Origin of the sequence: Aliidongia sp. (assembly GCF_035943795.1) — a bacterium.
Lineage (GTDB): Bacteria > Pseudomonadota > Alphaproteobacteria > ATCC43930 > CGMCC-115725 > Aliidongia.
The window spans coordinates 1-20122 of the sequence record NZ_DASZBY010000080.1; the positions used below are offsets into that span (position 1 = coordinate 1).

Here is a 20122-nt window from a genome sequence, read left to right on the forward strand (position 1 = left end):
CGCTGCAAGATGCCGCGCCACGCGTCGGCGAGGGGCGGGCAGGCGACGACGCGGTCGATCGCGGCATGGTCGTCCGGGTCGTGGAAGGTCACGCGGACGACTTCGCTGACGGTCGGGTTGGATTCTTCGCGTTCCAGCAGCCGGATCGGGTCTCCGATGCCGACGGTTCCCGGCACCAGGCAGCGCAGGTAGAAGCCGGTGAAGCCAGTTTCCTGGACCCAGCGGCTCAGGTGCGGCTCGCCATGCAGCATGCCCAGCTTGAAGCACGGGCCGCGCGGCTGGGTCACCTGGAAGCGTGCGGCGCCGACCTCGAGCGTGTCGCCGATGTGCATATCGCGCTCGACCAGGCCGGCCACGCTGAAATTCTCGCCGAACGCGCCCGGCGCCAGGGGCGTGCCCAGCCGTTCGGACCAATAGGGCAGGTGCTCGCACGCATAGACGCAGACGGCCTTGTCCGGACCGGCATGGTTGACCAGGTCCGCCTGGCCGTCGCCCGCGCAGCCGTCCCGGCCGATCAACACCGGTCCCGTCACGGGCGCCTTGCGGATGCCGCTCGGCACCTCGCGGTCGCCGGCGCGCAGCGGGCGCGGCAGGCCGAGGTTCAGGGAAATCAGGGACGGAACGGCGACGGACATCGGGGGTCGGCTTTCTGGCGAAGATCGTCCATCGAGCCTAGCGCGCGGCGGCGCCGTTCCAAAAGGGTTTAGTGGTTCGGCAGGGATCAACCGCGGGTGCGGCCGTTGTGCTTCTGGCGATAGATCTTGCCGCTCTGACGGTTGGCGACGTGCTGGACATGGGACTGCTCGGCCGCACCCACGTGACCGTTGGCGCCGGCGGCTGCCTCGGCATGGTCCAGATGGGCCTGGCCACGGTCGATCCTGCCGGCTTCGCGATTGGTTACCTGGCCCGATTTGATGCCCTGCTCGGTGCGCTGGTCCTGGCGGACGTCGCGGCCGACGTCGGCCTGCATCCGCTGGCTGGACTTGCTGTTCGGATTGCCGGTGACCGCGTTGGTTTTGTCGCCATGGATCGCGGCGCTTTCACGATTCTGCGCGTTCTGGATGCGCGCCTTCTCGGCGGCCGACAGGTTGCCGTTCCTATCGGCGTTCGATTCCATCCGGTCGACATGGGCCTCGCCCTGCTCGAGCCGGGCGGCCTCGCCGGTCGACAGTTGGCCGGATTTCAGACCCTGGTCGATCCGCTGCTGCTGGTCGACGTCGCGCTGCTGCTCGGAGCCGACCGTCTGCGCCGAGGCGCTGCCCACGAGGCCGACCGACAGGGCAAGCGCGGTACAGGCGGTAAGAAGCTTGGTGCGATACATTTTTTTATGTCTCCAAGTCGTTTCATGCACGTACTTGGAGATACGCGGGTCGGCGGTGTCGCAGCCCCGTGGCAAAAATAGGTACCGGTTCAGATCACCCGGTCGCCCCGGCACCAAACCCCGCGCACCAGCGGCATGTCGCCGGTGTCGCGCACCCGCACCAGGTCGGCGCGCAGGCCGGTCGCGATGCGGCCGCGGTCGTCGAGCCCGACCCGGGCGGCGGGCGTCGCGCTGACAGTGCGGACCGCGGCGGGCAGGTCGAGGCCGACCTCGGCCCGCGACAGCAGGAACGCGCCATGGATCAGGCTCATCGGCACATAGTCGGACGACAGAATGTCGAGCAGCCCGTCCCGGGCCAGGTCGAGCGCCGAGACGTTGCCGGAATGGGAGCCGCCGCGCACCACGTTGGGCGCGCCCATCAGGATCGCCATGCCCTGGCCGCGCGAGGCCTTCGCGGCATCCATCGTCGTCGGGAATTCGGCCACGACCATGCCGTCGGCGATGGCCTCGTCGACATGGGCCACGGTCGCATCGTCGTGGCTCGCGAGCGTCAGGCCGTTTTCATGGGCGAGCGCCACGATCGCTCGCCGGTTGCCGGCACCGTAGCGCGCAGACGCTTCGGTCTGCCGGGCCACGAACGTCTCGAATTCGGCGTCCGACCAGCCGTACTTCTTGATGTAGTAATAGCGGTATTTCTCGATCGTGGTGAACTGCCGCTGGCCCGGCGTATGGTCCATGATCGAGACCAACCGCAGGCCCGGGTCGCCGATGAATTCCCGGAACAGGGCGGCGGTGTCCGGATGGCTGATCTCGCAGCGCAGATGCAGCAGGTGCTCGGCGCGCAGCAAGTTCTTCGAGCGCGCCTCGCGGATCGAGTTCGCCATGCCGGCCAGGATTTCCAGCCGGTCGCCACCCGACGAGGTCTCGCCGACGCACAGCGCGTCGAACACGGTGGTGATGCCCGCCGAGGCGACCTGGGCATCGTGGCCGACGATGGCGGCCATGGCCGGCCAGCGCGTGCCGGGGCGCGGCACGAAATGCTTTTCCAGATTGTCGGTATGCAGCTCGACCAGGCCTGGCAACAGATAGTCGCCGTGCAGGTCCACCGCGCCGGACAGGCTGGAGCGCCCTTCGTCGACCTGGGTGATCACGCCGTGCTCGATCACCACGGTGCCGTCGAGCACCCGGTCCTCGAGCACGAGCCGGGCATTGGTCAATACCGCATCCTGGGGTCTGGTCATGCCGCCGCCTTCGCTTCCACCATGTCATAGAGCCGGCTCGCGACCCTATCGCGCACTTCGCCGTCGTGGAAGATGCCGATGATCGCCGTGCCGCGTGCCAGCGCCTCGTCGATCAGGCCGATCACGGCGGCCCGGTTCTCGCCGTCGAGCGATGCGGTCGGCTCGTCCAGTAGCAGGATGGGATAGTCGACGGCGAAGCCGCGGGCAATGTTCACGCGCTGCTGTTCGCCGCCGGAGAAGGTCGCCGGCGCCAGGTGCCACAGCCGCTCGGGCACGTTGAGCCGGGTCAGCAGCGCCGCCGCCCGATCGCCGGCGGCGCCGGCAGAATCGCCGCGCGCCCGCATCGGCTCGGCGACGATGTCGAGCGCCGGGACCCGCGGAATGACGCGCAGGAACTGGCTGACATAGCCGATCGTGCCGCGCCGCAGCTCGATGATCTGGCGCGGACTCGCCGCGGCGAGATCGATGCGGACGGCGCCGTGACGGATCCAGACATGGCCCGATCCGACGCGGTAGTTGCCCTGCAAGGTGCGCAGCAGGGTCGATTTGCCGGTGCCGGACCGGCCGTGCAGCGCCACGCATTCGCCGGCATGGACCACCAGATCGACCCCGGCCAGCACGGGCAGGGTGACGCCGCCCTGGTTGTGCAGGGTGAAGGATTTAGCGAGGCCGCGGATTTCGAGAACCGGTTCCATGCCTAGACCTGCAGGATCGAGGAGACGAGGAGCTGGGTATAGGGATGCTGCGGGTCGTCCAGCACCTGGTCGGTGAGGCCGCTCTCGACCACCTCGCCGCCGCGCATCACCATCAGCCGGTGGGCCAGCAGCCGTGCCACGGCCAGGTCGTGGGTGACGATGACCGCCGACAGGCCCAGGTCGGCTACGAGGCCGCGGATCAGGTCGAGCAGGCGGGCCTGGACCGACACGTCGAGCCCGCCGGTCGGCTCGTCCATGAACACCAGGCGCGGGTTGGTCACCAGGTTGCGCGCGATCTGCAGGCGCTGCTGCATGCCGCCGGAAAAGCTCGACGGCCGGTCGTCGATCCGGTCCCGGTCGATCTCGACCTTGCCCAGCCAATCGAGTGCTGCGCCCCGGATCTCGCCATAGTGCCGGGCGCCGACCGCCATCAGCCGCTCGCCAACGTTGGCGCCGGCGCTGACCGCCAGGCGCAACCCGTCGCGCGGGTTCTGGTGCACGACGCCCCAGTCCGTGCGCAGCAATTGCCGCCGGGCCGCTTCGCTGAGGCCGAACAGGTTGGCCATGGTGCCGTCGCGCAGGCGGTAGCGGATCGTGCCGGCCGCCGGCTCGATCCGTGCCGACAGCGCGTTCAGCAGGCTGGTCTTGCCCGAGCCAGATTCGCCGACGATGCCTAGCACCTCGCCGGGCCAAAGTTCGAAACTGACGTCCCGGCAGCCGACCCGCGCGCCATAGGCGACGGTCAGGCCGTCGACCACGAGCAGGGGCGGTTCCTCATCGAGCATCGGCAGCGCGCTCATCGCGTGGTCCCGGTCGCGTGGTTGCGGCAATAGTCCGTGTCGGAACAGACGAACATGCGCCCGCCCGCATCGTCGGTCAGCACTTCGTCGAGATAGCTCGCGGTCGAACCGCAGATCGAACAGGCGGCATCCCAGCTTTCGACCGTGAAGGGATGGTCGGTGAAATCGAGGCTCTTCACCTTGGTGAAGGGCGGCACCGCATAGATGCGCTTCTCGCGGCCCGCACCGAACAACTGCAGGGCCGGGCTACGGTCGAGCTTCGGATTGTCGAACTTCGGGATCGGCGAAGGCCGCATCAGATAGCGGTCGTTGACGATGACCGGATAATCGTAGCTCGTCGCGATCCGGCCGTGGTGCGCGATGTCCTCGTAGAAGCGGACATGCATCGCGCCATACTCGCTCAGGGCATGCATCGTACGGGTCTCGGTCTCGCGCGGCTCCAGCCAGCGCAGCGGTTCCGGGATCGGCACCTGGTAGACCATGATCTGGCCCAGGCGGAGCGGGATCTCCGGAATGCGGTGGCGGGTCTGGATGATGGTCGCCGCCGCCGTGCGTTCGGTCGTGGCGACGCCGGCGGTACGGGCGAAGAAGCGCCGGATCGAGATGGCGTTCGTCGTGTCGTCGGCGCCCTGGTCGATCACCTTCAAGACGTCCGACCGACCGATGATGCTGGCCGTGACCTGGATGCCGCCGGTGCCCCAGCCATAGGGCAGCGGCATCTCGCGGCTGCCGAACGGCACCTGGTAGCCCGGGATCGCGACCGCCTTCAGGATCGCGCGCCGGATCATCCGCTTGGTCTGTTCGTCCAGGTAGGCGAAATTATAGCCGGCGAGGGTTTCGGTCATTCCGCGGCCTCCCGACTGCGATCATGCTCGGCGCGCAGCCGGCGCAGCAGATCGAGTTCGGACTGAAAATCGACATGGTGCGGCAGCTTCAGGTGCTGCACGAAGCCCGAGGCCTCGACGGTGTCGGAATGGGACAGCACGAATTCCTCGTCCTGGGCCGGCGCCTCGATCGGTTCGCCCAGCTCGCGCGCCCGCAGCGCGCGGTCGACGAGCGCCATGGCCATTGCCTTGCGCTCGTTGTTGCCGAAGGACAGGCCGTAGCCTCGGGTGAATTGCGGCGGCACCTCGGTGGACCCGGCGAATTGATTGACCATGTCGCACTCGGTCACGGCGATCTCGCCGATCTCGACCGGGAAGCCCAGTTCCTCCGGCACGATCTCGACCGCGACATCGACCACGCGGATCTCGCCGGCGAACGGGTGGTTGCGGCCATAGCCGCGCTGGGTCGAATAGCCGAGCGCCAGCAGCCAGCCCTCGTCGCCGCGCGCCAGGTTCTGCAGGCGCAGATCGCGATCGGCCGGAAAATCGATCGGCTGGCGCGTCAGGTCGCCGGGCGGCGCGCCGTCGTCCCGCGGCGGCGGCTCGATCAGCCCGCTGCGGCCCAGGATGTCGGCGACCCGCGGCGCGGTTCCCATCGGTTCGGCCGTGGCTGGGGCCGGTGGCAGCGGCGTGCCGGCGGCCAGCGCGAAATCGAGCAGCCGGTGAGTATAGTCGAAGGTCGAGCCCAATACCTGACCGCCCGGGACATCCTTGAACACGGCCGAGATGCGCCGGCGCACCAGGCCCTGGTCCGTCTCGATCGGCAGCGAGGCGGCGAGACGGGGCAGGGTGGTGCGATAGGCGCGCAGCAGGAAGATCGCCTCGACCAGATCGCCCATCGCCTGCTTGATGGCCAGCGCCGCCAGTTCCGGATCGTAGATCGAGCCTTCGGCCATCACCCGGTCGACCGCCCGGCCCAACTGCTGGGCGATCTGCGCCAGATCCAATTCGGCGACCGCCGGATTGCCACGCCGTTCGCGCGCCAGCATCGCATGGGCCGCATCGATCGCCCGTTCGCCACCCTTGACCGCGACATACATGGCTCAGCGCTCCCGGACGGCGGTAGTCCGCGGCAATGCCACCAAGCGGTCGCCGTGGCACAGCAGGATGTCGATGCCGCGCGGGAACAGCGGGGCGAGGGCCGCGCGGCGGGACCAAAAGCTCGGCGGCAGACCGCCGACGGCAAGATGCGCCTGGCCGTCGATCCCGGGACCTTCCAGCACCAGCGGGCCGTCGGCGGCGAGGGTCGCGACCTCGATCACCAGGGGGGCGCCCTGGTCCGGATAGGCGTCGCTGCCGAGCGGCAGGTCGGCGAGTGCGGGCATGCGGGTGGGATCGGCAACGAACAGGAAGGCGGCCCGGTCCGGGGTGGCGACGATCGGGCAATTGCAATGAAAGCGCAGATGCGGGCCGACCGGGGCTGCGACCGCATCGAGCCAGGCCGGGGTCTCGAAATCGACCAGCGCCAATGCCACGCCGATCGCGGCTCGGCCGAGAGTCCCCTCCGGAACCGAGGCCGGCCGGGTGATCTCGACGATCGTGCCCGGATGGGCGATGGCCTTCAGCACCAGGCGAAACACGCCGTTGGCATCGTCGACCGGATCGGCGAAGCCGGGCTGTATCGGCGGAGTTGCAGGCTGCACGTTCATCGATCCTCACCTCGCACCAGGGTGAAGAAATCGACCTTGGTCGCCGCGACCTCGGACGCCTTGCGCTGCCGTTCCGCCGAAGCCCGGACCGCGAGCGGGCCGACGACGCGCACCATCAGGTCGTCGTGCAGCGCCGGATCCTGCAGCAGCGCGTCGAACAATGCGGCGAGTTCGGCATGGCGCGTGCTGCGGCCGGCGACATGCCCGAAGCCGGTGGCGCCGGCCTCGAGGCGCACGGCGGCGCGCGTCATGGTCATTTCGCCGAGGTTGAACGGCCGACCGCTGCCCGAAATCCGGCCGCGCACCATGACCAGACCCGTCTCGGTCGGACGCAGGCGGGTGAAGACCGGCGGGGGATCCAGCGCGGCCCACGCCTGTTCCAGGGCGGCAAGGGGTGCCTTGGCGAGCGTCGCCATCCAGCCCTGGCGGCCAGCGAATTCACCGGGGTTGGACGAGTCCGATATTTGTCTAGACATCCGTACCTCTCAGGCGACAAGATCGATCCCGGCCGGAAAAAAGTAAAGCGGCTTCGTGTGACGTGTTTTTGACAATCGTCGGTAGATCGCGAGAGGGCGACGGATGATCGAGGGCGGCGAGGATGGCACGATCGAGCGCGGCCATGGCGTCGCCGTGTGGCGCCAGATCGACCGCAGCCTGAGCGCCGATATCGCTGGCGGGGCTTGGGCGCCGGGCGAACGATTGCCGACGGAACAGGCGCTGGCCCTGCGTTTCCAGGTCAATCGCCATACGATCCGCCGGGCGGTCCAGGCGATGGTCCAGCGCGGCCTGCTGCGGGTCGAGCAGGGCCGGGGCACCTTCGTGCAGGAAGGTGTCATCGACTACATGATCGGCCGGCGCACGCGCTTTACCGAGAATATCGCGCGCAACCGGCGCGAGGCCGCCCGCGTTCTGCTGAGTTCTGGCGAGGTGCTGCCGCCGCCGGCGATCGCGAAGCTGCTGAAGGCGCCGGCCCGCCAGCCGGTGCTGGTGATGGAGGCGCTGTCGAGCGCCGGCGGCTTCCCGGTCTCGCTGTCGACCGGCTATTTCCCGCTCGGCCGCTTCCCGGATCTCTTGGCCCATGTCGTCGAAACCGGCTCGATTACTCAGGCTTTACAACGATGTGGCCTCGGGGACTATGCACGGGCCATGACCCGCGTCATCGCCCGGATGCCGACGGCGGAGGAGGCGCGGTTGCTGAAGCAGCCGGTCACGCGCCCGGTGTTGCTGACCGAGGCGGTCGATGTCGACGGCGACGGCAAGCCCATTTCCGTGTCGCTGACGCGCTTCGCCAGCGACCGGGTGCAGCTGGTGCTGGACTCCGCGGCGGACGCGTCGTAACGTCGCAATCGCCGTTTTCCGTTCTATCGCAATTGGATGTGGCGCTCCGTTCGAGTCGAGTCTATAGTCGAGACTCGGAATAGGCGCTATCGAGTCGCGCCTAAGGTCGTCGCGGATGCCGGCGAAGGGGTTTCGCGGTATCCCGGGCCAGGGGGATGAAGTGATGTCGAACGATGCCATCGGTCGTCGCGAGCTGTTGCGCGTAGCCGGTCTCATGGGGCTCGGCGCCTTCAGTCTGGCGCTGACGCCGGAAGCGCTGGCCCAGGCCCAGGCCCGCGTGACCAGATCTCCCGCCCAGCGCCGCACCGTCGTGATCGACGCCGGCCATGGCGGCATCGATCCGGGCTGCATCGGCTATAGCGGCACTTACGAGAAATTCGTCGCCTTCGACGCGGCCCAGGAAATCGCCCGGCTGCTGGAGGCGACCGGCCGCTTCCATCCGGTGCTGACCCGCACGCGCGACGAATTCATTCCGCTGCAGGAGCGCGTGGTGCGCGCCCGCGCGGTCAATGGCGACCTGTTCCTGTCGATCCACGCCGATTCGATCCCCGACCATTCGCTGCGCGGCGCTTCGGTCTTCACTCTGTCGGAAAAGGCGTCGGACGCCTCGGCCGCGGCGCTCGCCGCCAAGGAAAACCATTCCGACGTGGTCGGCGGCGTCAACATGGCCGGCCAGACGCCCGAGGTCAGCAACATCCTGATGGACCTGGCCCGCCGCCAGACCAACAACCTGTCGATCGGTCTGGCGCGCGAGTTGGTGACGAAGCTCGGTACCGAAGTGCGCATGCTGGAGCACAGCCACCGCTCCGCCGGCTTCGCCGTGCTCAAGGCGCCCGACATTCCGTCCGCGCTGGTCGAACTCGGCTGCCTGTCGAACCGCGACGAGGACAAGCTGCTGCGCAACGCCGCCTATCGGCGCAAGCTGGCCGACGGCATCGTCGGCTCGGTCGACGCCTATTTCGCCCATGTGGTGCGGGTCTGAGGCATTCCTCAGACCTCGCCCCGCTCCCGGGCTTTTTCCAGAACTACTTGAAATAGGCGTTCGGACACTTCGTCCACGGTCGTGCCCGGCGGAAACACGATGAGGTTCTCCTTGTCGTCACCGCCCCCGTCCTTGCGGCTGCGCTGAATCGCGATTTTCCAGGTGCTCTGATGCTCGCTAATGACCCAGCGCACCGCGTCCTTCTCGAAAGCCGACCAAGACCGAAGTTTGGTGACTTCGAGGATGTTATTCAGTTTGGCATCTCGGGGCGGCGTCGGAACGATCGGAATGCTTTTCGACAATGTCTCGTGAATCGCGCGGCTAAGCTCCTCCATCTTATTTACATTTATCATCAATACCGGCTCGACTCCTATGTGAAAACCAGCTTCGGTTTTCTTCATATTGGGGAGGTAAACGATCCCTTTTCTGAGATAGCAAATATACGACATGATCTTCCTTTTTAGAATTGGGTTGCGATCAGTTCTACGCCTCGCGCTTTTGCGCGAGCTTCGACCTGCTTGATGACGTTTCGTTGTACATTTGTAAGACTTCCGTCCGGAATCCCCAGATGCAGCGCGCGCCCACTGATTTCGTCGGCTCCTATTACCGTTGATCCAAGTTCGTCGCCTTCAAATCTGGCTACACGATCGACATAACGGTTGAGTCGGGCCGTCAATCTGGCGGCATTTTGATAGCTTGCCGCGGTTAAATCGATGGATTTGATGCTCGTCGCTATTCCATTGGCGAAGCGATCGATGACCCGAAAACCAGGTGGCAGATTGCCACCGAGAAGCTTCTCGATATGGAGGCCTCTCGCAGCCCAACCCATCTTCCAAACGTTGGGCGCTGTGACTTCTGCCGTTTCCGCGGCCGCTTCGAGTGGCAACGAAAGCCCCATCACCAGGAGATCGCGACCGATCTGGGCGATCTCGGCGGGGTCTGCCCGGGTATACATCTCGAAGGTGTCCAGAACGTCCTGGCGTTCCGCTCTGGTCGGTTCGCCGTAGACGACGTTGCTCAGAGCTTCGTTGAGTGCATTGCCGCCCCGGACGTCGCCAACATCATAGTAATAGCGCTTGATTTCACTCCGAATGATCGGGGCGTCCTCAGGACGCGCATTGGCGATCCACTCTAAAATATCACCTAGTTCATCGATACGCCTCCCCGGCGGAAGTATGAGTGGGGCATCTTCCGTCCATCGACCGTGCCAGTCTCTTGGTTCATCTGGATTGTATTTAGTGAGTACATCTTCGGTACGAGCAATCCTAACTGCTCCGGCCCAATCCAATTCCGGCAACTTGAGAAGGACTGCAGCGATCATTGCCCGCGCAATCTGGCCGTTGTTGAGAGCGCGGGCGACGGTGTCGAGACCGGCTTTAAGCGCGGTGACGTCCGGTGGGCTTTGATAGGCTTCGGCTAGAAGCCAGCGGATCTCCGAGGGTGATCTCGAAAAGAAGCCGCCTTCTCCGCTGTTGAGCATAGGGACACCGGCTAGCGATAGCCCCGCTTTGCCACAGCTCACGCCGAACCTGCGGGCATCGTCCGAAGTCCGAACTGACACACTGCTTGATTGTTCATCTGACGCCTCGTTCGCGGTCGGTCGGATAGTTTGTTCATGATGTGTTCTAAATTGCAAATTCAGGGAGCAAGAATTTTCAACCACCCCGACGCCGATCGCCGCAGCCTCTGGTCGGCACGCACGAGACCGGCTAAGGTGATCGTCGAAGTCCGCTTTCTGGTGGGGTCCCGTCCGATGCGTCTGTCCGTCTTTGCCGTTCTCGCCCTGGGGTTCGCCGTGTCGATCGGCAGTGCCCAGGCGTTCACCCAGGACAACGTCACCAACCGCGCGCCGGATGGCGGCGCCAAGTTCCAGGATGGCGACGTTTCCAGCAAATGGGGCGGCAACATTTCGGTGAACGGCAAGAGTGCCGCCAACGCGACCGACGCGGATGACGGGCCGAGCCACACCTATGCCAACGTCGAGCGGCGGGCGTTCAACAAGACCGGCTATTTCGAGCCGATCATCCTGCTGCCCGCCAAGCCCTGAGATCAGCCAATTCCAACGGCCCGGCGGGAGCGGTCTCGCCGGGCCGTTTTCGTTTCAGCGGGGCGGAAGCGGTTTGCAGCGCTCGAAGATTCAGCCACACTGCGGCGCTTTCAATCGCCGGAGTAGATGACATGACCGATCGCGCCCTCGAAGCCGCCCGCCTGCTGATCGCCGCTCATCGGACCGGGCAGGCGATCGACCGGTTGCCGGAAGCCTTGCGGCCGACCACGATCGAGGATGCCTACGCGATCCAGGACCATGTCAGCGCGGCCCTGGGGGCGATCGGAGCGTGGAAGGTCGGGCAGGGCGGTCCGACCGGGCCGATCAGCATCGCGCCGATCTATGCCGACCGGGTCTTCCCATCGGGCACGGTGCTCGACCCGGCCACGTTGCCCGGCACGGCGCTCGAAATGGAATTTGCCTTTCGCATGAGCCAGGACCTGCCGCCCCGGCCGCAACCCTACGGATATGACGAGGTGGTGGCCGCGATCGAGGGCTTCTGTCCCTGCATCGAGGTACTGTCGAGCCGCTACAAGGACAAGACGGATTTTCCGTCGGCCGAGATCCTAGCCGACGGTAATGCAAATGGCGCGCTGGTCTATGGCGGGCCGCTCGCCGACTGGGGCCTGCTCGATTTCGCGACCCAGAAGGTCGACCTGGAAATCGATGGCGAGATCAAGCAGAGCGCGGTCGGAACCCATCCGGCCGGCGACCCGGTCAAGCTGGTCGTCTGGACCGCCAATCACCTGATGACGCGTACCGGCGGCCTGAAGCGCGGCGACGTGGTCACGACCGGCTCGCTCGATGGCGCGACGCCGGTCGGACCGGGCGGCAAGGGGGTGGCGAGTTACGGCACCTTCGGCCGGGTCGAGGTCGCCTTCCTCGGCTGAGCTTCCGGCACCGGCGCGGTCTCGACGATCCGGCCGAGACGGCTCATTTCGGTGATGGTGTCCCGCAGGGCCGCATCGGCGAGGTGGGACATGCGGGTGAAGGCGCGCAGGAACGTGTCGGTGCGCGGCAATTGGAACAGGGTTTCCTCGATCTCGGCGCTGTCGACCGGGACGACGATGGCCAGCACCTGGTCATAAGGGATGACGACCAGTTCGGTGATCGGCATGCCGCCCGAGGAGCGTACGTAATCGACGACACGCGGCGCTTCCGGATAATCGGGGTCGGGGCGGATCGACATGCGATGCGGCACGCGCGTCGCCGCCGCTTCCAGCACGGCGCGGATGAACGGCCGCAGGAAACCCTCGTCGAAGCCGAGCAGGGTCAGCGCTTCGCAGGTGCCGCCTTCCGAACGGGCCTCGCCGCGCATTTCCAGCGTGGCCCAGACCGAGGCGCGCCCGCGATGGAAGTCCGCCGAGGCGATATCGAAATTCAGCCGGTCGATCGGCTGGGGGGCTGCTACCGCGTTGGAGCAGAGAAAGGCGAAGCAAGCCGGCTCGCGCTGACACGACATGGCGGTCGCCATGTCCAGATGCCTGTCACAAATTGGCCGGGAATGATCGAGCATGACCGTCGCCTCCGCTAGGCCCCGGGAGCATGTCCCCCAAGGTCAGGGACAACTGTGCAAAACCGCTCTTAAGATTGGACTAACGGCGGGCGAACGAACCCGAATCATCGCGAATTTCACCATCGGGCGGCTGAAAGGGAGGCTTTTCCGCCGGAGAATCGGTGGGCAACAGCGGATTTCCAAGTTGCCTCGGCGTTACCTGTGAAGCCCGCCTCAGGTGAAGCGTACCCGGATCTGTCAAATCTATCAGCCGATAGATGTCGTGATGCCCGTAAAGCGCGGACGTAGTCCAGATTGAATCGGAAACTCAGTATAGCGGCTAAGTACTTGTCATCGATGCTGAAATTTCCGAATCTCTTCTGAACTAAAATTAAATTTTTATTAACAGCGCTTTGCGACAACGGGACGCGACCCGGCAGGAGGAATCTTTGCGCGCCCTCGTCGAAACGATCAACCAGACGCTCCGCAATATCGGCCTTGGCCCGGGCCGCGTTCTGCTGGAGACGATCGAGTCCTTCGAGGAGTTGTCGCTGAGCGACCAGGAGCGCGTATCGGCGCTTGCCTCGTCGATCGCCAACAGCGCACTCGCCTATCACCGCACACGCATTGCCGGCTATCTGGATGCGATCCGTGGATCGGCCATGACGATTGCGCTCGAGATCCTGCCGCCGCCACCTGTCGCCGACAGTTGCCCGCTTCTGGGCAATATCGCCGAAGGTGCCGATCTGTTGTCGAGCGGCCTCAACCAGCTGATCGACGCGCTCTGTCTCGCTTCGATCTGCATGGAAGACCGGATCATCGCCGAAATCGCACTCTACGCGCGACTGCTCGGTCGCCACGATCCCAATACCGTGCAGATCGTGCTGCGGGGCATCGACGAGGCGCTCAGCCATCCCGATTTCGCTACGGGCGACCTGGTCGCCGTGGCGCTGGTCGATCCGTCCCCGCTCGACCTTTCCCTGCCGCTCGATCGCATGCCGACCCTGGGCGTCGCCTGAACCGGCCTCTTTCGTCAGACTATTTCGCCGCACCGGATTGACAGGCCTGATGCGCCTGGGCTCCCCTCTATCGAAAATCGCCGAGATGATCGAGGGAGCGCTCTGGGAATGGCATCGGACGAGATTCTGGTTTCCGCCGATCTGCTGCGGCACCAGCTGGGCGCGATCTTCGCCGCCTGGGGCATGGCCGAAGATCACATCGCGACCACGCTCGACATCATGCTGTGGGCCGATCTGTCGGGTATCGACAGCCATGGTGCGGGCATGATGCAGCTCTACCACCGGTTCCGCGACCAGGGGAAACTGACGTTTCGGCCGGAGATCCGCATCGTGCGCCAGAATCCGGCGACGGCGCTGGTCGACGGCGGCGGCGGCCTGGGCCATGTGCCTTCGGAACTGGCCATGCGGCTCGCCTGCGACAAAGCAGCGGCCATTGGCGTCGGCGTCGTGGCCGTGCGCAATTCCCATCACTACGGCGCCGCCGGTGCTTATGCCGAAATGGCGAGCGACCGCGGGCTGATCGGCATCTCGATGACGGCGGTCGCGCGGCCGAACGTAGTGCCGATGTTCGGCGCCGACGCCATGTTCGGTACGAACCCGATCGCGTTCGCGGCCCCGGCCAGGCGCAACCCGCCGTTCCTGCTCGATATGGCGACCAGCACCGCCGCCTTCGGCAAGCTCACCATCGCGTCCCGGGTCGGCAAGCCGATCCCGGAGGGTTGGGCGGTCGATCCCGACGGCAAGCCGGTGACCGATGCGAACGAAGGATTGCTGCATCGCCGCCTGACCCCGCTCGGCACTTCGCGCCCGATGGGCGGTCACAAGGGCTATGGTCTCGCCATGATGGTCGAGGTGCTGTGCACGACCTTGAGCGGCGCCCAATACGGCCCGCTGCGCGAGCGGCGCGATCCGGAGGCGGCGCGCCACGACGTCGGGCATTTCTTCCTGGCGATCGATCCAAGCTCGTTCCGCGAGGATGGCGGGTTCGAGCAGGATCTCGACGACATGATCGACGCGCTGCACGCGACGCGGCCGGTCGATCCGGCGCAGCCGGTCCAGGTCGCCGGCGATCCGGAGGTCAGGGCACGGGCAGAGCGGCGGCGCCACGGCATTCCGCTGTCGGCACGGCTCGCCCAGGAATTGCGCGAGATTTCGGCGGCGGCCGGAGCAGCCTATCTGCTCGACGAAGGCAGCCCTGCGCGCTAAGCAGGGCTGCCTGCGCAGAAGCCGCTTCGTCGGCGGGACGGTCTGCCGGACACTCCCGGCTCGTCGTTCCGTTCGAATGGTCTCGCAATGAAGCTCTTGATACCCGGCCCGGTCATGACCCACCCCTCCGTCCGCGCGGCGATGGCGGTGGATTACGCACCCTGGGACAACGAGTTTCGCGCGGTCTACGCCGACGTCTATCAGCGGCTGCTGCCGATCGCCGGCGGGCGACCCGACCGGCACGCCGTGCTGCCGTTGCCGGGCTGCGGCCATTTCGCCATGGAGGCGGCGGTCCGCACCTTCGTGCCGCCCGGCGCCAAGCTGCTGCTGCCGATGACCGGCGCCTATGCCGATCGGCTGGCGAAGCTGGCCCATGAGGCGGGACGGGTCGTCGTACGCCTGCCGGTGCCGGCCCGGACGCGGACCGACGTCGTGGCGGTCGAGGCGGCACTCGAGGCCGATCCGTCGATCGGCCATGTGGCGCTGGTCTATAGCGAGACCGGCTCCGGCCTGATCCACGACGTGCCGACGATCGCCGCCGCGGCCGGCCGCCTCGGCCGCCGGGTGCTGGTCGATGCGGTCAGCGCGTTCGGTATCCTGCCGTTCGACATCAGCGCACTCGATGCCGTCGATTCGGTCAGCTTCACGTCGAACAAAGGTCTCGAAGGGCTGCCGGGCATGAGCTTCACGGTCTCGCCGATCGCACGGCTCGACGCCTGCCACGGCAATGCCGGCAGCTGGTCGCTCGACCTGTGCGACGTCTACGACCACCAGAGCGGCGGCGGCTCGCCCGGTGCGCGCCGCAATGTGCGCAGCACCCCCGGTTCAGCCCGCTTCACCCCGCCGGCCCAGGCCGTGGCGGCGCTCGCCGTGGCACTCGACCTGTACGAGGCCGAAGGGCAGGCGGGACGGCTCGCGCGCTATAGCGAGAACAAGCGGACGCTGTACCAGGGCGTCAAGGCGCTCGGCCTGACGCCGTGCCTGCCGGAAGACCTGCAGGGCCCGATCATCGTCAACGTCGCCGCACCGGCCGATCCCGAATGGGATCTGCAGCGCTTCGTCGACGCACTGAAGACGCGCGGCTTCCTCATCAGCAATTTCTACAACACGCCGGAGCCGAGCTTCCGCGTCGGCTGCATCGGCGCGATCACGCCGGAAGACATGGCGGGCGCGGTCGTCGCGATGGATGCGGCGTTGGACGAGATCGGCGTGAAGGAACGGGCCGGCACGCCGTCCTAGATCGTCATGGCGCGGGTCGTGTCCGCTAGCTGGTGAGGCCTTACGAATCCGACTGACGATGGGCTTCGACCATCCACAGCCACTTGTCCGTGCTGCGGCCGACGCCGGTCAGGATGTCGGCGGTGATGGCGTCGCCCAGTTCGGCGGTCGTGTCGATCGAGGCGCGGATGTTCTTGCCATAGGCGGCGAGCACGCTGCTGAGCGCCTCGACATGGTTGGCGCCGGCGGAGATGTCGCTCGGATAGACGGCGAGGCGGGTCTTGCCGGCCGCTTCCTGCACCGTGCCATGGGCGGTGCCGCCCAGGATGACGATGCGCTCGGCGATCTCGTCGGTGAAGTTCCGCACGTCGGCGGCGACCTGGTCGAACAGCTCATGGAGCGCGATGAAGCTCGGGCCCTTCACGTTCCAATGGGCTTGCTTGACCTGGGCCGAGAGGTCGACGGAGTCGGCGAGCGCCGAGCCCAGTTCGCCGATGATGGCGGCGCGCACATTGTCGGCCAGATCGATCTTGGTGCGGTGCATGAAGACCTCGCAGGTTGGATTTCGCACTGTGTTCGCCGGTCGCGATCGGCCGGCACGGCGGCTGTTAGGATAATGGGTGCAGTGCCGAAGAAAGCAAGCGGTGCCTCCCGCACAATGGCCTGAAAAACCTGAAACAGTTCGTGAAAAATCCGCTCAGGCCGCAGCGGTTTCCAATGCTTCGGCGGCTTCGAGCCAGGCTTCCTCGGCACGCGCGACCGCGGTCGCGAGTTCGTTCTGCCGCCGCATCAGTTGGCCGCGCCGCCCGCCGTCGAGATGGGGCTCGAGCAGCGACTTCTCGACCGACGCCTTGTCCTGGGTCAGGCGCGCCAGCGCCGCTTCGGCATCGCGCGACAGCTTGCGCAGCGCATCCAATTCCTTGCGCCGGTCGCCGCCGCGCGGGCGTTCCGGCTGGGGCGTCTCTGCCGGCTTGTTCTTCGGCCGCTTGTCTTTCGGGATCTTGGTGTTGCCGCTGCCGGACTTGCCCAGCATCAGCTTGCGGTAATCCTCCAGGTCGCCGTCGAACGGCTTCACCTTGCCGTCGCCGACCAGCCACAGCTGATCCGCCGTCAGTTCCAGCAGATGCCAGTCATGGCTGATCAGGATGACCGCGCCCTTGTATTCGTTGATCGCGACGGCCAGCGCCTCGCGGCTTTCGATGTCGAGATGGTTGGTCGGCTCGTCGAAGATCAGCATGGGCGGGGCGGCATGGGTGATCAGCGCGAAATTCAGCCGCGCGCGTTCGCCGCCGGACAGGGACTTGACCTGCGTGTTCGCCTTTTCCTGGCCGAAACCGAACCGACCCAGGCGGGCGCGGACCTGTGGCTCACGGCCACCCGGCATCAGTTCCGCCATCAGCTTGAACGGCGTCGATTCACCATCCATGTCCTCGACCTGGTGCTGGGCGAAGAAGCCGGTGAACAGCTTGCCCGAACGATGGTGATGCCCCTCCATCGGCTGCAGGCGCCCGGCGACCAGCTTGGCGAAGGTCGACTTGCCGTTGCCGTTCGAGCCCAGCAGGGCGATGCGATCCTCCGGATCGATCCGCAGGTCGATGTCGCGCAGCACCGGCTTGCCCGGGATATAGCCGACGGAGACCTTGTCGAACGAGATGAGCGGCGGCGACAGCTCGGCCGGCTCCGGGAAATCGAAGCTGACGGTCGGGTCGTCGCGCATGACCGAGACGGAGCCCAGTTTGGCCAGCATCTTCATGCGGCTCTGCGCCTGACGCGCCTTGGTCGCCTTGGCCTTGAACCTGTCGACGAAGCTCTGCAGGTGCTTGCGCTTGGCGTCGAGCTTGGCCGCTTCGGACTTGGACTGGGCCATGCGCTCTTCGCGCATCTTCTCGAACCAGTCGTAATTGCCGGTGTAGAAGGTCAGCTGCCGGCTATCCAGATGCAGGATATGATCGACGCAGGCGTTCAGGATCGCCCGGTCATGGCTGATCACCAGCAGCGTGTGCGGATATTTCTGCAGATAGGCCTCGAGCCAGACCGTCGCTTCCAGATCGAGATGGTTGGTCGGCTCGTCGAGCAGCAGCAGTTCCGGCTGGGCGAACAGCGCCGCGGCCAGGGCCACGCGCATGCGCCAGCCGCCGGAGAAGCTCGACATCGGCTGCTGCTGCATCTCCTCGCTGAAACCCAGGCCGGCCAGGATTTCCGACGCCCGCGCCGGGGCGGTATGGGCGTCGATGTCGACCAGGCGCATGTGCACCTCGGCCAGGCGCTCGCCGTCGTCGGAATGATCCGCCTCGTGCAGCAGCGCCGCCCGTTCCAGGTCGGCTGCCAGCACCACGTCCTGCGGCGTCATGGCCCCGCCCGGCGCCTCCTGGGCCACGATGCCGATCCGCACGCCCTTCTGGATCTCGATCTCGCCCTGGTCGGGTTGCGACTCGCCCAGAATGAGGCCGAACAGCGTCGACTTGCCGGCGCCGTTGCGCCCGACGAGCCCGACGCGATGGCCGGCGGAAATGACGGCCGTCGCGTTCTCGAGAAGCGCGCGGCCGCCGATGCGGTAGGTGACATTGGAAATGGAGAGCATGGCGCCGCCCTCTTAGCATGAGTGCGCCTGCCTGGCGATGCATTGCGATGCAGCAAAGCCCGCAAGCATGGCAGAGGATCGTTCGCGTGCTATCATCGGAGGAAAAATCGCTCTGGTCAGGCCGCTTGGCCAAACGGGGGCTCGACATTCGTCGTACAAGTTGGTTGACTGCAGCGTGCCGACGAAGCCGGGCCGTTCGATGCCTGGCGGAAGATCGATTTCGGGGGGAGGCTTTGCGCGTGTCGAGATGGCCTGACCGGGGTTCCTGCCCGGCATGAGCAACTATATCTTCCAATTCGGCGAGATCCTGAAGCCCGGGAATCTGGACGAGCTGCTGTGGGGCATGGTCTACACGCTTCGCCTGTCGGCGATCGCGATGGTGCTGAGCCTGGCGTTCGCCATCGTCGGCGCTCTCCTGCGCACGTCGGGGCCGAAACCGATCCAGGCGATCATCGCGGGATATGTGGAAATCATCCGGAACACGCCGTTCCTGGTGCAGATCTTCATGATCTTCTTCGGGCTGCCCACGATCGGGTTTCGCCTCGATGCCAATGACGCCGCACTGGTCGCCATGGTGCTGAACGGCAGCGCCTATACGATCGAGATCGTGCGCGCCGGTATCGAGAGCATCACCGTCGGCCAGATGGACGCGGCCAAGGCGATCGGGTTGCGCCCGTTGCAGAGCTTCCGGCTGGTCGTCCTGCCCCAGGCGCTGAAGGTGATGCTGGCGCCGCTCGGCAGTCAGTTCATCCTGCTGATGCTGAATTCCAGCATCGTCTCGGTCGTCTCGGCCGACGAGCTGATGGCGGCTGCCCAGGACGTACAGTCGCGCACTTTCCGCCCGTTCGAGACCTACATCATCGTGTTCGTGATCTATTTCGTGCTGTCGATGGCGTTCCAGGCCGCGTTCGCACTGATCGACCGGTGGGCCTTCGCCCGGGCGGAGCATCGCTGATGCGCACGCTCAACTTTTCCGACATAGAATTCCTGATCTTTGCCGTGCGCTGGACCTTGCTGCTGTCGGCGCTCGCCTTTGCCGGCGGCGGCGTGGTCGGTATCACCATCGCGCTGATGCGCACCTCGCAGCAGCGGGTGCTGCGTCTGCTCGCGATCGCCTATATCCGCCTGTTCCAGGGCACGCCGCTGCTGCTGCAGCTGTTCCTGGTGTTCTTCGGCGGCGACATGGTGGGTGTGTCGGTCGATCCGTGGGTTGCGGCCATGCTGGGCCTGAGCCTGAATGCGGGCGCCTTCCTGGGCGAGATCTGGCGCGGCGCCATCCAGGGTGTGCAGAAGGGCCAGCTCGAGGCGGCGCGGTCGCTGGGGCTGCATTATTTTGCCACGATGAGGAAGGTCGTGCTGCCCCAGGCGCTGCGGCTGGCCGTGGCGCCGACCGTGGGCTTCCTGGTCAATCTGGTGAAGAGCACGTCGCTCGCCTCGATCCTGGGCTTCGTCGAGTTGATCCGGGCCGGGCAGCTGCTCAACAACGCCACCTTCCGGCCGTTCCTGATCTTCAGCACCGTGGCGGCGATCTATTTCATCATCTGCTGGCCGCTGACCATCGCGAGCCGGCGGCTGGAGGCACGTCTGGCGCAGGCCTACAGGCGCTAGACACGGGATACAACGACAAACCTTGGGGAGAGACGGCG

23 protein-coding genes are annotated in these 20122 nt (G+C 66.1%); 9 read left to right on the top strand and 14 right to left on the bottom strand.

Annotation, left to right across the window (positions count from 1 at the left end):
- The 9 genes from VGV37_RS13560 to phnG all read right to left on the bottom strand — a co-directional run.
- On the bottom strand, positions 1-635 hold a 635-nt coding region (locus VGV37_RS13560; protein ID WP_326880220.1), incomplete at its 3' end, for an MOSC domain-containing protein.
- Between the two features lie 86 nt (positions 636-721).
- Entirely contained in the window at positions 722-1321 is a 600-nt protein-coding gene (locus tag VGV37_RS13565) for a hypothetical protein (RefSeq protein WP_326880221.1), read from the bottom strand.
- An 89-nt stretch (positions 1322-1410) separates the two neighbouring features.
- Entirely contained in the window at positions 1411-2562 is a 1152-nt protein-coding gene (locus VGV37_RS13570) for an alpha-D-ribose 1-methylphosphonate 5-triphosphate diphosphatase (protein ID WP_326880222.1), read from the bottom strand.
- Positions 2559-3257, bottom strand: a complete 699-nt coding sequence (gene phnL / locus VGV37_RS13575; protein WP_326880223.1) for a phosphonate C-P lyase system protein PhnL — start codon at positions 3255-3257, stop codon at positions 2559-2561. Before phnL ends, VGV37_RS13570 begins: the two co-directional genes overlap by 4 nt.
- 2 nt (positions 3258-3259) lie before the next feature.
- A complete protein-coding gene (gene phnK / locus VGV37_RS13580) occupies positions 3260-4057 on the bottom strand; it encodes a phosphonate C-P lyase system protein PhnK (protein WP_326880224.1) in 798 nt (265 codons plus the stop codon).
- Positions 4054-4902 (bottom strand): alpha-D-ribose 1-methylphosphonate 5-phosphate C-P-lyase PhnJ, encoded by an 849-nt coding sequence (locus tag VGV37_RS13585; RefSeq protein WP_326880225.1) that lies wholly within the window; start codon positions 4900-4902, stop codon positions 4054-4056. Before VGV37_RS13585 ends, phnK begins: the two co-directional genes overlap by 4 nt.
- On the bottom strand, positions 4899-5981 hold the full coding sequence (locus VGV37_RS13590; protein ID WP_326880226.1) for a carbon-phosphorus lyase complex subunit PhnI: 1083 nt from the start codon (positions 5979-5981) through the stop codon (positions 4899-4901). Before VGV37_RS13590 ends, VGV37_RS13585 begins: the two co-directional genes overlap by 4 nt.
- Positions 5982-5984: 3 nt before the next feature.
- The gene (phnH, locus tag VGV37_RS13595; RefSeq protein WP_326880227.1) at positions 5985-6584 is read right to left on the bottom strand and encodes a phosphonate C-P lyase system protein PhnH; all 600 of its coding nucleotides are present in this window, start codon (positions 6582-6584) and stop codon (positions 5985-5987) included.
- A gap of 2 nt (positions 6585-6586) precedes the next feature.
- Positions 6587-7066 (bottom strand): phosphonate C-P lyase system protein PhnG, encoded by a 480-nt coding sequence (gene phnG, locus VGV37_RS13600; RefSeq protein ID WP_326880228.1) that lies wholly within the window; start codon positions 7064-7066, stop codon positions 6587-6589.
- A 103-nt stretch (positions 7067-7169) separates the two neighbouring features.
- On the opposite strand from phnG, the gene phnF reads away from it, so the two are divergent.
- Both phnF and VGV37_RS13610 read left to right on the top strand, forming a co-directional pair.
- Entirely contained in the window at positions 7170-7928 is a 759-nt protein-coding gene (gene phnF, locus VGV37_RS13605; protein ID WP_326880229.1) for a phosphonate metabolism transcriptional regulator PhnF, read from the top strand.
- A gap of 163 nt (positions 7929-8091) precedes the next feature.
- Positions 8092-8910 (top strand): N-acetylmuramoyl-L-alanine amidase, encoded by an 819-nt coding sequence (locus VGV37_RS13610; RefSeq protein WP_326880230.1) that lies wholly within the window; start codon positions 8092-8094, stop codon positions 8908-8910.
- A gap of 8 nt (positions 8911-8918) precedes the next feature.
- On the opposite strand, the gene VGV37_RS13615 is transcribed toward VGV37_RS13610, so the two are convergent.
- Together VGV37_RS13615 and VGV37_RS13620 are read right to left on the bottom strand one after the other, a co-directional pair.
- Positions 8919-9359: a hypothetical protein gene (locus VGV37_RS13615; RefSeq protein WP_326880231.1), complete on the bottom strand. Its 441-nt coding sequence runs from the start codon at positions 9357-9359 to the stop codon at positions 8919-8921.
- Positions 9360-9370: 11 nt separating this feature from the next.
- Positions 9371-10390 carry a hypothetical protein gene (locus VGV37_RS13620; protein WP_326880232.1) on the bottom strand — a complete coding sequence of 340 codons (1020 nt, stop codon included), beginning with the start codon at positions 10388-10390 and terminating at the stop codon, positions 9371-9373.
- 273 nt (positions 10391-10663) lie between these two features.
- Between VGV37_RS13620 and VGV37_RS13625 the strand changes: the two genes are divergently transcribed.
- A complete protein-coding gene (locus tag VGV37_RS13625; protein WP_326880233.1) occupies positions 10664-10957 on the top strand; it encodes a hypothetical protein in 294 nt (97 codons plus the stop codon).
- A 131-nt stretch (positions 10958-11088) separates the two neighbouring features.
- Complete coding sequence (locus VGV37_RS13630) at positions 11089-11847, top strand: 2-keto-4-pentenoate hydratase (protein WP_326880234.1); 759 nt, start codon at positions 11089-11091, stop codon at positions 11845-11847.
- Here VGV37_RS13630 and VGV37_RS13635 read toward each other — a convergent pair.
- Positions 11805-12431, bottom strand: coding sequence for a hypothetical protein (locus VGV37_RS13635; RefSeq protein WP_326880235.1), 627 nt, complete (start codon positions 12429-12431; stop codon positions 11805-11807). The genes VGV37_RS13630 and VGV37_RS13635 overlap by 43 nt on opposite strands.
- A 470-nt stretch (positions 12432-12901) precedes the next feature.
- Here VGV37_RS13635 and VGV37_RS13640 point away from each other — a divergent pair, with 470 nt between their 5' ends.
- From VGV37_RS13640 to VGV37_RS13650, 3 genes are all read left to right on the top strand, one after another.
- Positions 12902-13471 (top strand): hypothetical protein, encoded by a 570-nt coding sequence (locus VGV37_RS13640; protein WP_326880236.1) that lies wholly within the window; start codon positions 12902-12904, stop codon positions 13469-13471.
- A 108-nt stretch (positions 13472-13579) separates the two neighbouring features.
- Complete coding sequence (locus tag VGV37_RS13645; protein WP_326880238.1) at positions 13580-14677, top strand: Ldh family oxidoreductase; 1098 nt, start codon at positions 13580-13582, stop codon at positions 14675-14677.
- A gap of 87 nt (positions 14678-14764) precedes the next feature.
- A complete protein-coding gene (locus VGV37_RS13650) occupies positions 14765-15916 on the top strand; it encodes a 2-aminoethylphosphonate--pyruvate transaminase (RefSeq protein WP_326880239.1) in 1152 nt (383 codons plus the stop codon).
- 40 nt (positions 15917-15956) lie between these two features.
- Here VGV37_RS13650 and dps read toward each other — a convergent pair whose 3' ends face one another.
- Both dps and VGV37_RS13660 read right to left on the bottom strand, forming a co-directional pair.
- The gene (dps, locus tag VGV37_RS13655; protein ID WP_326880241.1) at positions 15957-16439 is read right to left on the bottom strand and encodes a DNA starvation/stationary phase protection protein Dps; all 483 of its coding nucleotides are present in this window, start codon (positions 16437-16439) and stop codon (positions 15957-15959) included.
- 153 nt (positions 16440-16592) lie between these two features.
- Entirely contained in the window at positions 16593-18476 is a 1884-nt protein-coding gene (locus tag VGV37_RS13660; protein WP_326880242.1) for an ABC-F family ATP-binding cassette domain-containing protein, read from the bottom strand.
- Positions 18477-18750: 274 nt separating this feature from the next.
- Here VGV37_RS13660 and VGV37_RS13665 point away from each other — a divergent pair, with 274 nt between their 5' ends.
- A complete protein-coding gene (locus VGV37_RS13665; RefSeq protein ID WP_326880243.1) occupies positions 18751-19431 on the top strand; it encodes an amino acid ABC transporter permease in 681 nt (226 codons plus the stop codon).
- Positions 19431-20084: an amino acid ABC transporter permease gene (locus VGV37_RS13670; RefSeq protein ID WP_326880244.1), complete on the top strand. Its 654-nt coding sequence runs from the start codon at positions 19431-19433 to the stop codon at positions 20082-20084. Before VGV37_RS13665 ends, VGV37_RS13670 begins: the two co-directional genes overlap by 1 nt.
- The last annotated feature ends 38 nt before the right edge of the window (positions 20085-20122 follow it).

Bases quoted from the DNA above. Each gene is read 5' to 3' on its own strand.
- VGV37_RS13620 (WP_326880232.1), bottom strand. From the start codon at position 10,390: ATGCTCAACAGCGGAGAAGGCGGCTTCTTTTCGAGATCACCCTCGGAG.
- VGV37_RS13625 (WP_326880233.1), top strand. From the start codon at position 10,664: ATGCGTCTGTCCGTCTTTGCCGTTCTCGCCCTGGGGTTCGCCGTGTCG.
- phnF (WP_326880229.1), top strand. From the start codon at position 7,170: ATGATCGAGGGCGGCGAGGATGGCACGATCGAGCGCGGCCATGGCGTC.
- VGV37_RS13565 (WP_326880221.1), bottom strand. From the start codon at position 1,321: ATGTATCGCACCAAGCTTCTTACCGCCTGTACCGCGCTTGCCCTGTCG.
- dps (WP_326880241.1), bottom strand. From the start codon at position 16,439: ATGCACCGCACCAAGATCGATCTGGCCGACAATGTGCGCGCCGCCATC.
- VGV37_RS13670 (WP_326880244.1), top strand. From the start codon at position 19,431: ATGCGCACGCTCAACTTTTCCGACATAGAATTCCTGATCTTTGCCGTG.
- VGV37_RS13570 (WP_326880222.1), bottom strand. From the start codon at position 2,562: ATGACCAGACCCCAGGATGCGGTATTGACCAATGCCCGGCTCGTGCTC.
- VGV37_RS13635 (WP_326880235.1), bottom strand. From the start codon at position 12,431: ATGGCGACCGCCATGTCGTGTCAGCGCGAGCCGGCTTGCTTCGCCTTT.
- VGV37_RS13630 (WP_326880234.1), top strand. From the start codon at position 11,089: ATGACCGATCGCGCCCTCGAAGCCGCCCGCCTGCTGATCGCCGCTCAT.
- VGV37_RS13590 (WP_326880226.1), bottom strand. From the start codon at position 5,981: ATGTATGTCGCGGTCAAGGGTGGCGAACGGGCGATCGATGCGGCCCAT.
- VGV37_RS13660 (WP_326880242.1), bottom strand. From the start codon at position 18,476: ATGCTCTCCATTTCCAATGTCACCTACCGCATCGGCGGCCGCGCGCTT.
- phnL (WP_326880223.1), bottom strand. From the start codon at position 3,257: ATGGAACCGGTTCTCGAAATCCGCGGCCTCGCTAAATCCTTCACCCTG.
- VGV37_RS13615 (WP_326880231.1), bottom strand. From the start codon at position 9,359: ATGTCGTATATTTGCTATCTCAGAAAAGGGATCGTTTACCTCCCCAAT.
- phnG (WP_326880228.1), bottom strand. From the start codon at position 7,066: ATGTCTAGACAAATATCGGACTCGTCCAACCCCGGTGAATTCGCTGGC.
- VGV37_RS13585 (WP_326880225.1), bottom strand. From the start codon at position 4,902: ATGACCGAAACCCTCGCCGGCTATAATTTCGCCTACCTGGACGAACAG.
- VGV37_RS13610 (WP_326880230.1), top strand. From the start codon at position 8,092: ATGTCGAACGATGCCATCGGTCGTCGCGAGCTGTTGCGCGTAGCCGGT.
- phnK (WP_326880224.1), bottom strand. From the start codon at position 4,057: ATGAGCGCGCTGCCGATGCTCGATGAGGAACCGCCCCTGCTCGTGGTC.
- VGV37_RS13650 (WP_326880239.1), top strand. From the start codon at position 14,765: ATGAAGCTCTTGATACCCGGCCCGGTCATGACCCACCCCTCCGTCCGC.
- VGV37_RS13645 (WP_326880238.1), top strand. From the start codon at position 13,580: ATGGCATCGGACGAGATTCTGGTTTCCGCCGATCTGCTGCGGCACCAG.
- VGV37_RS13665 (WP_326880243.1), top strand. From the start codon at position 18,751: ATGAGCAACTATATCTTCCAATTCGGCGAGATCCTGAAGCCCGGGAAT.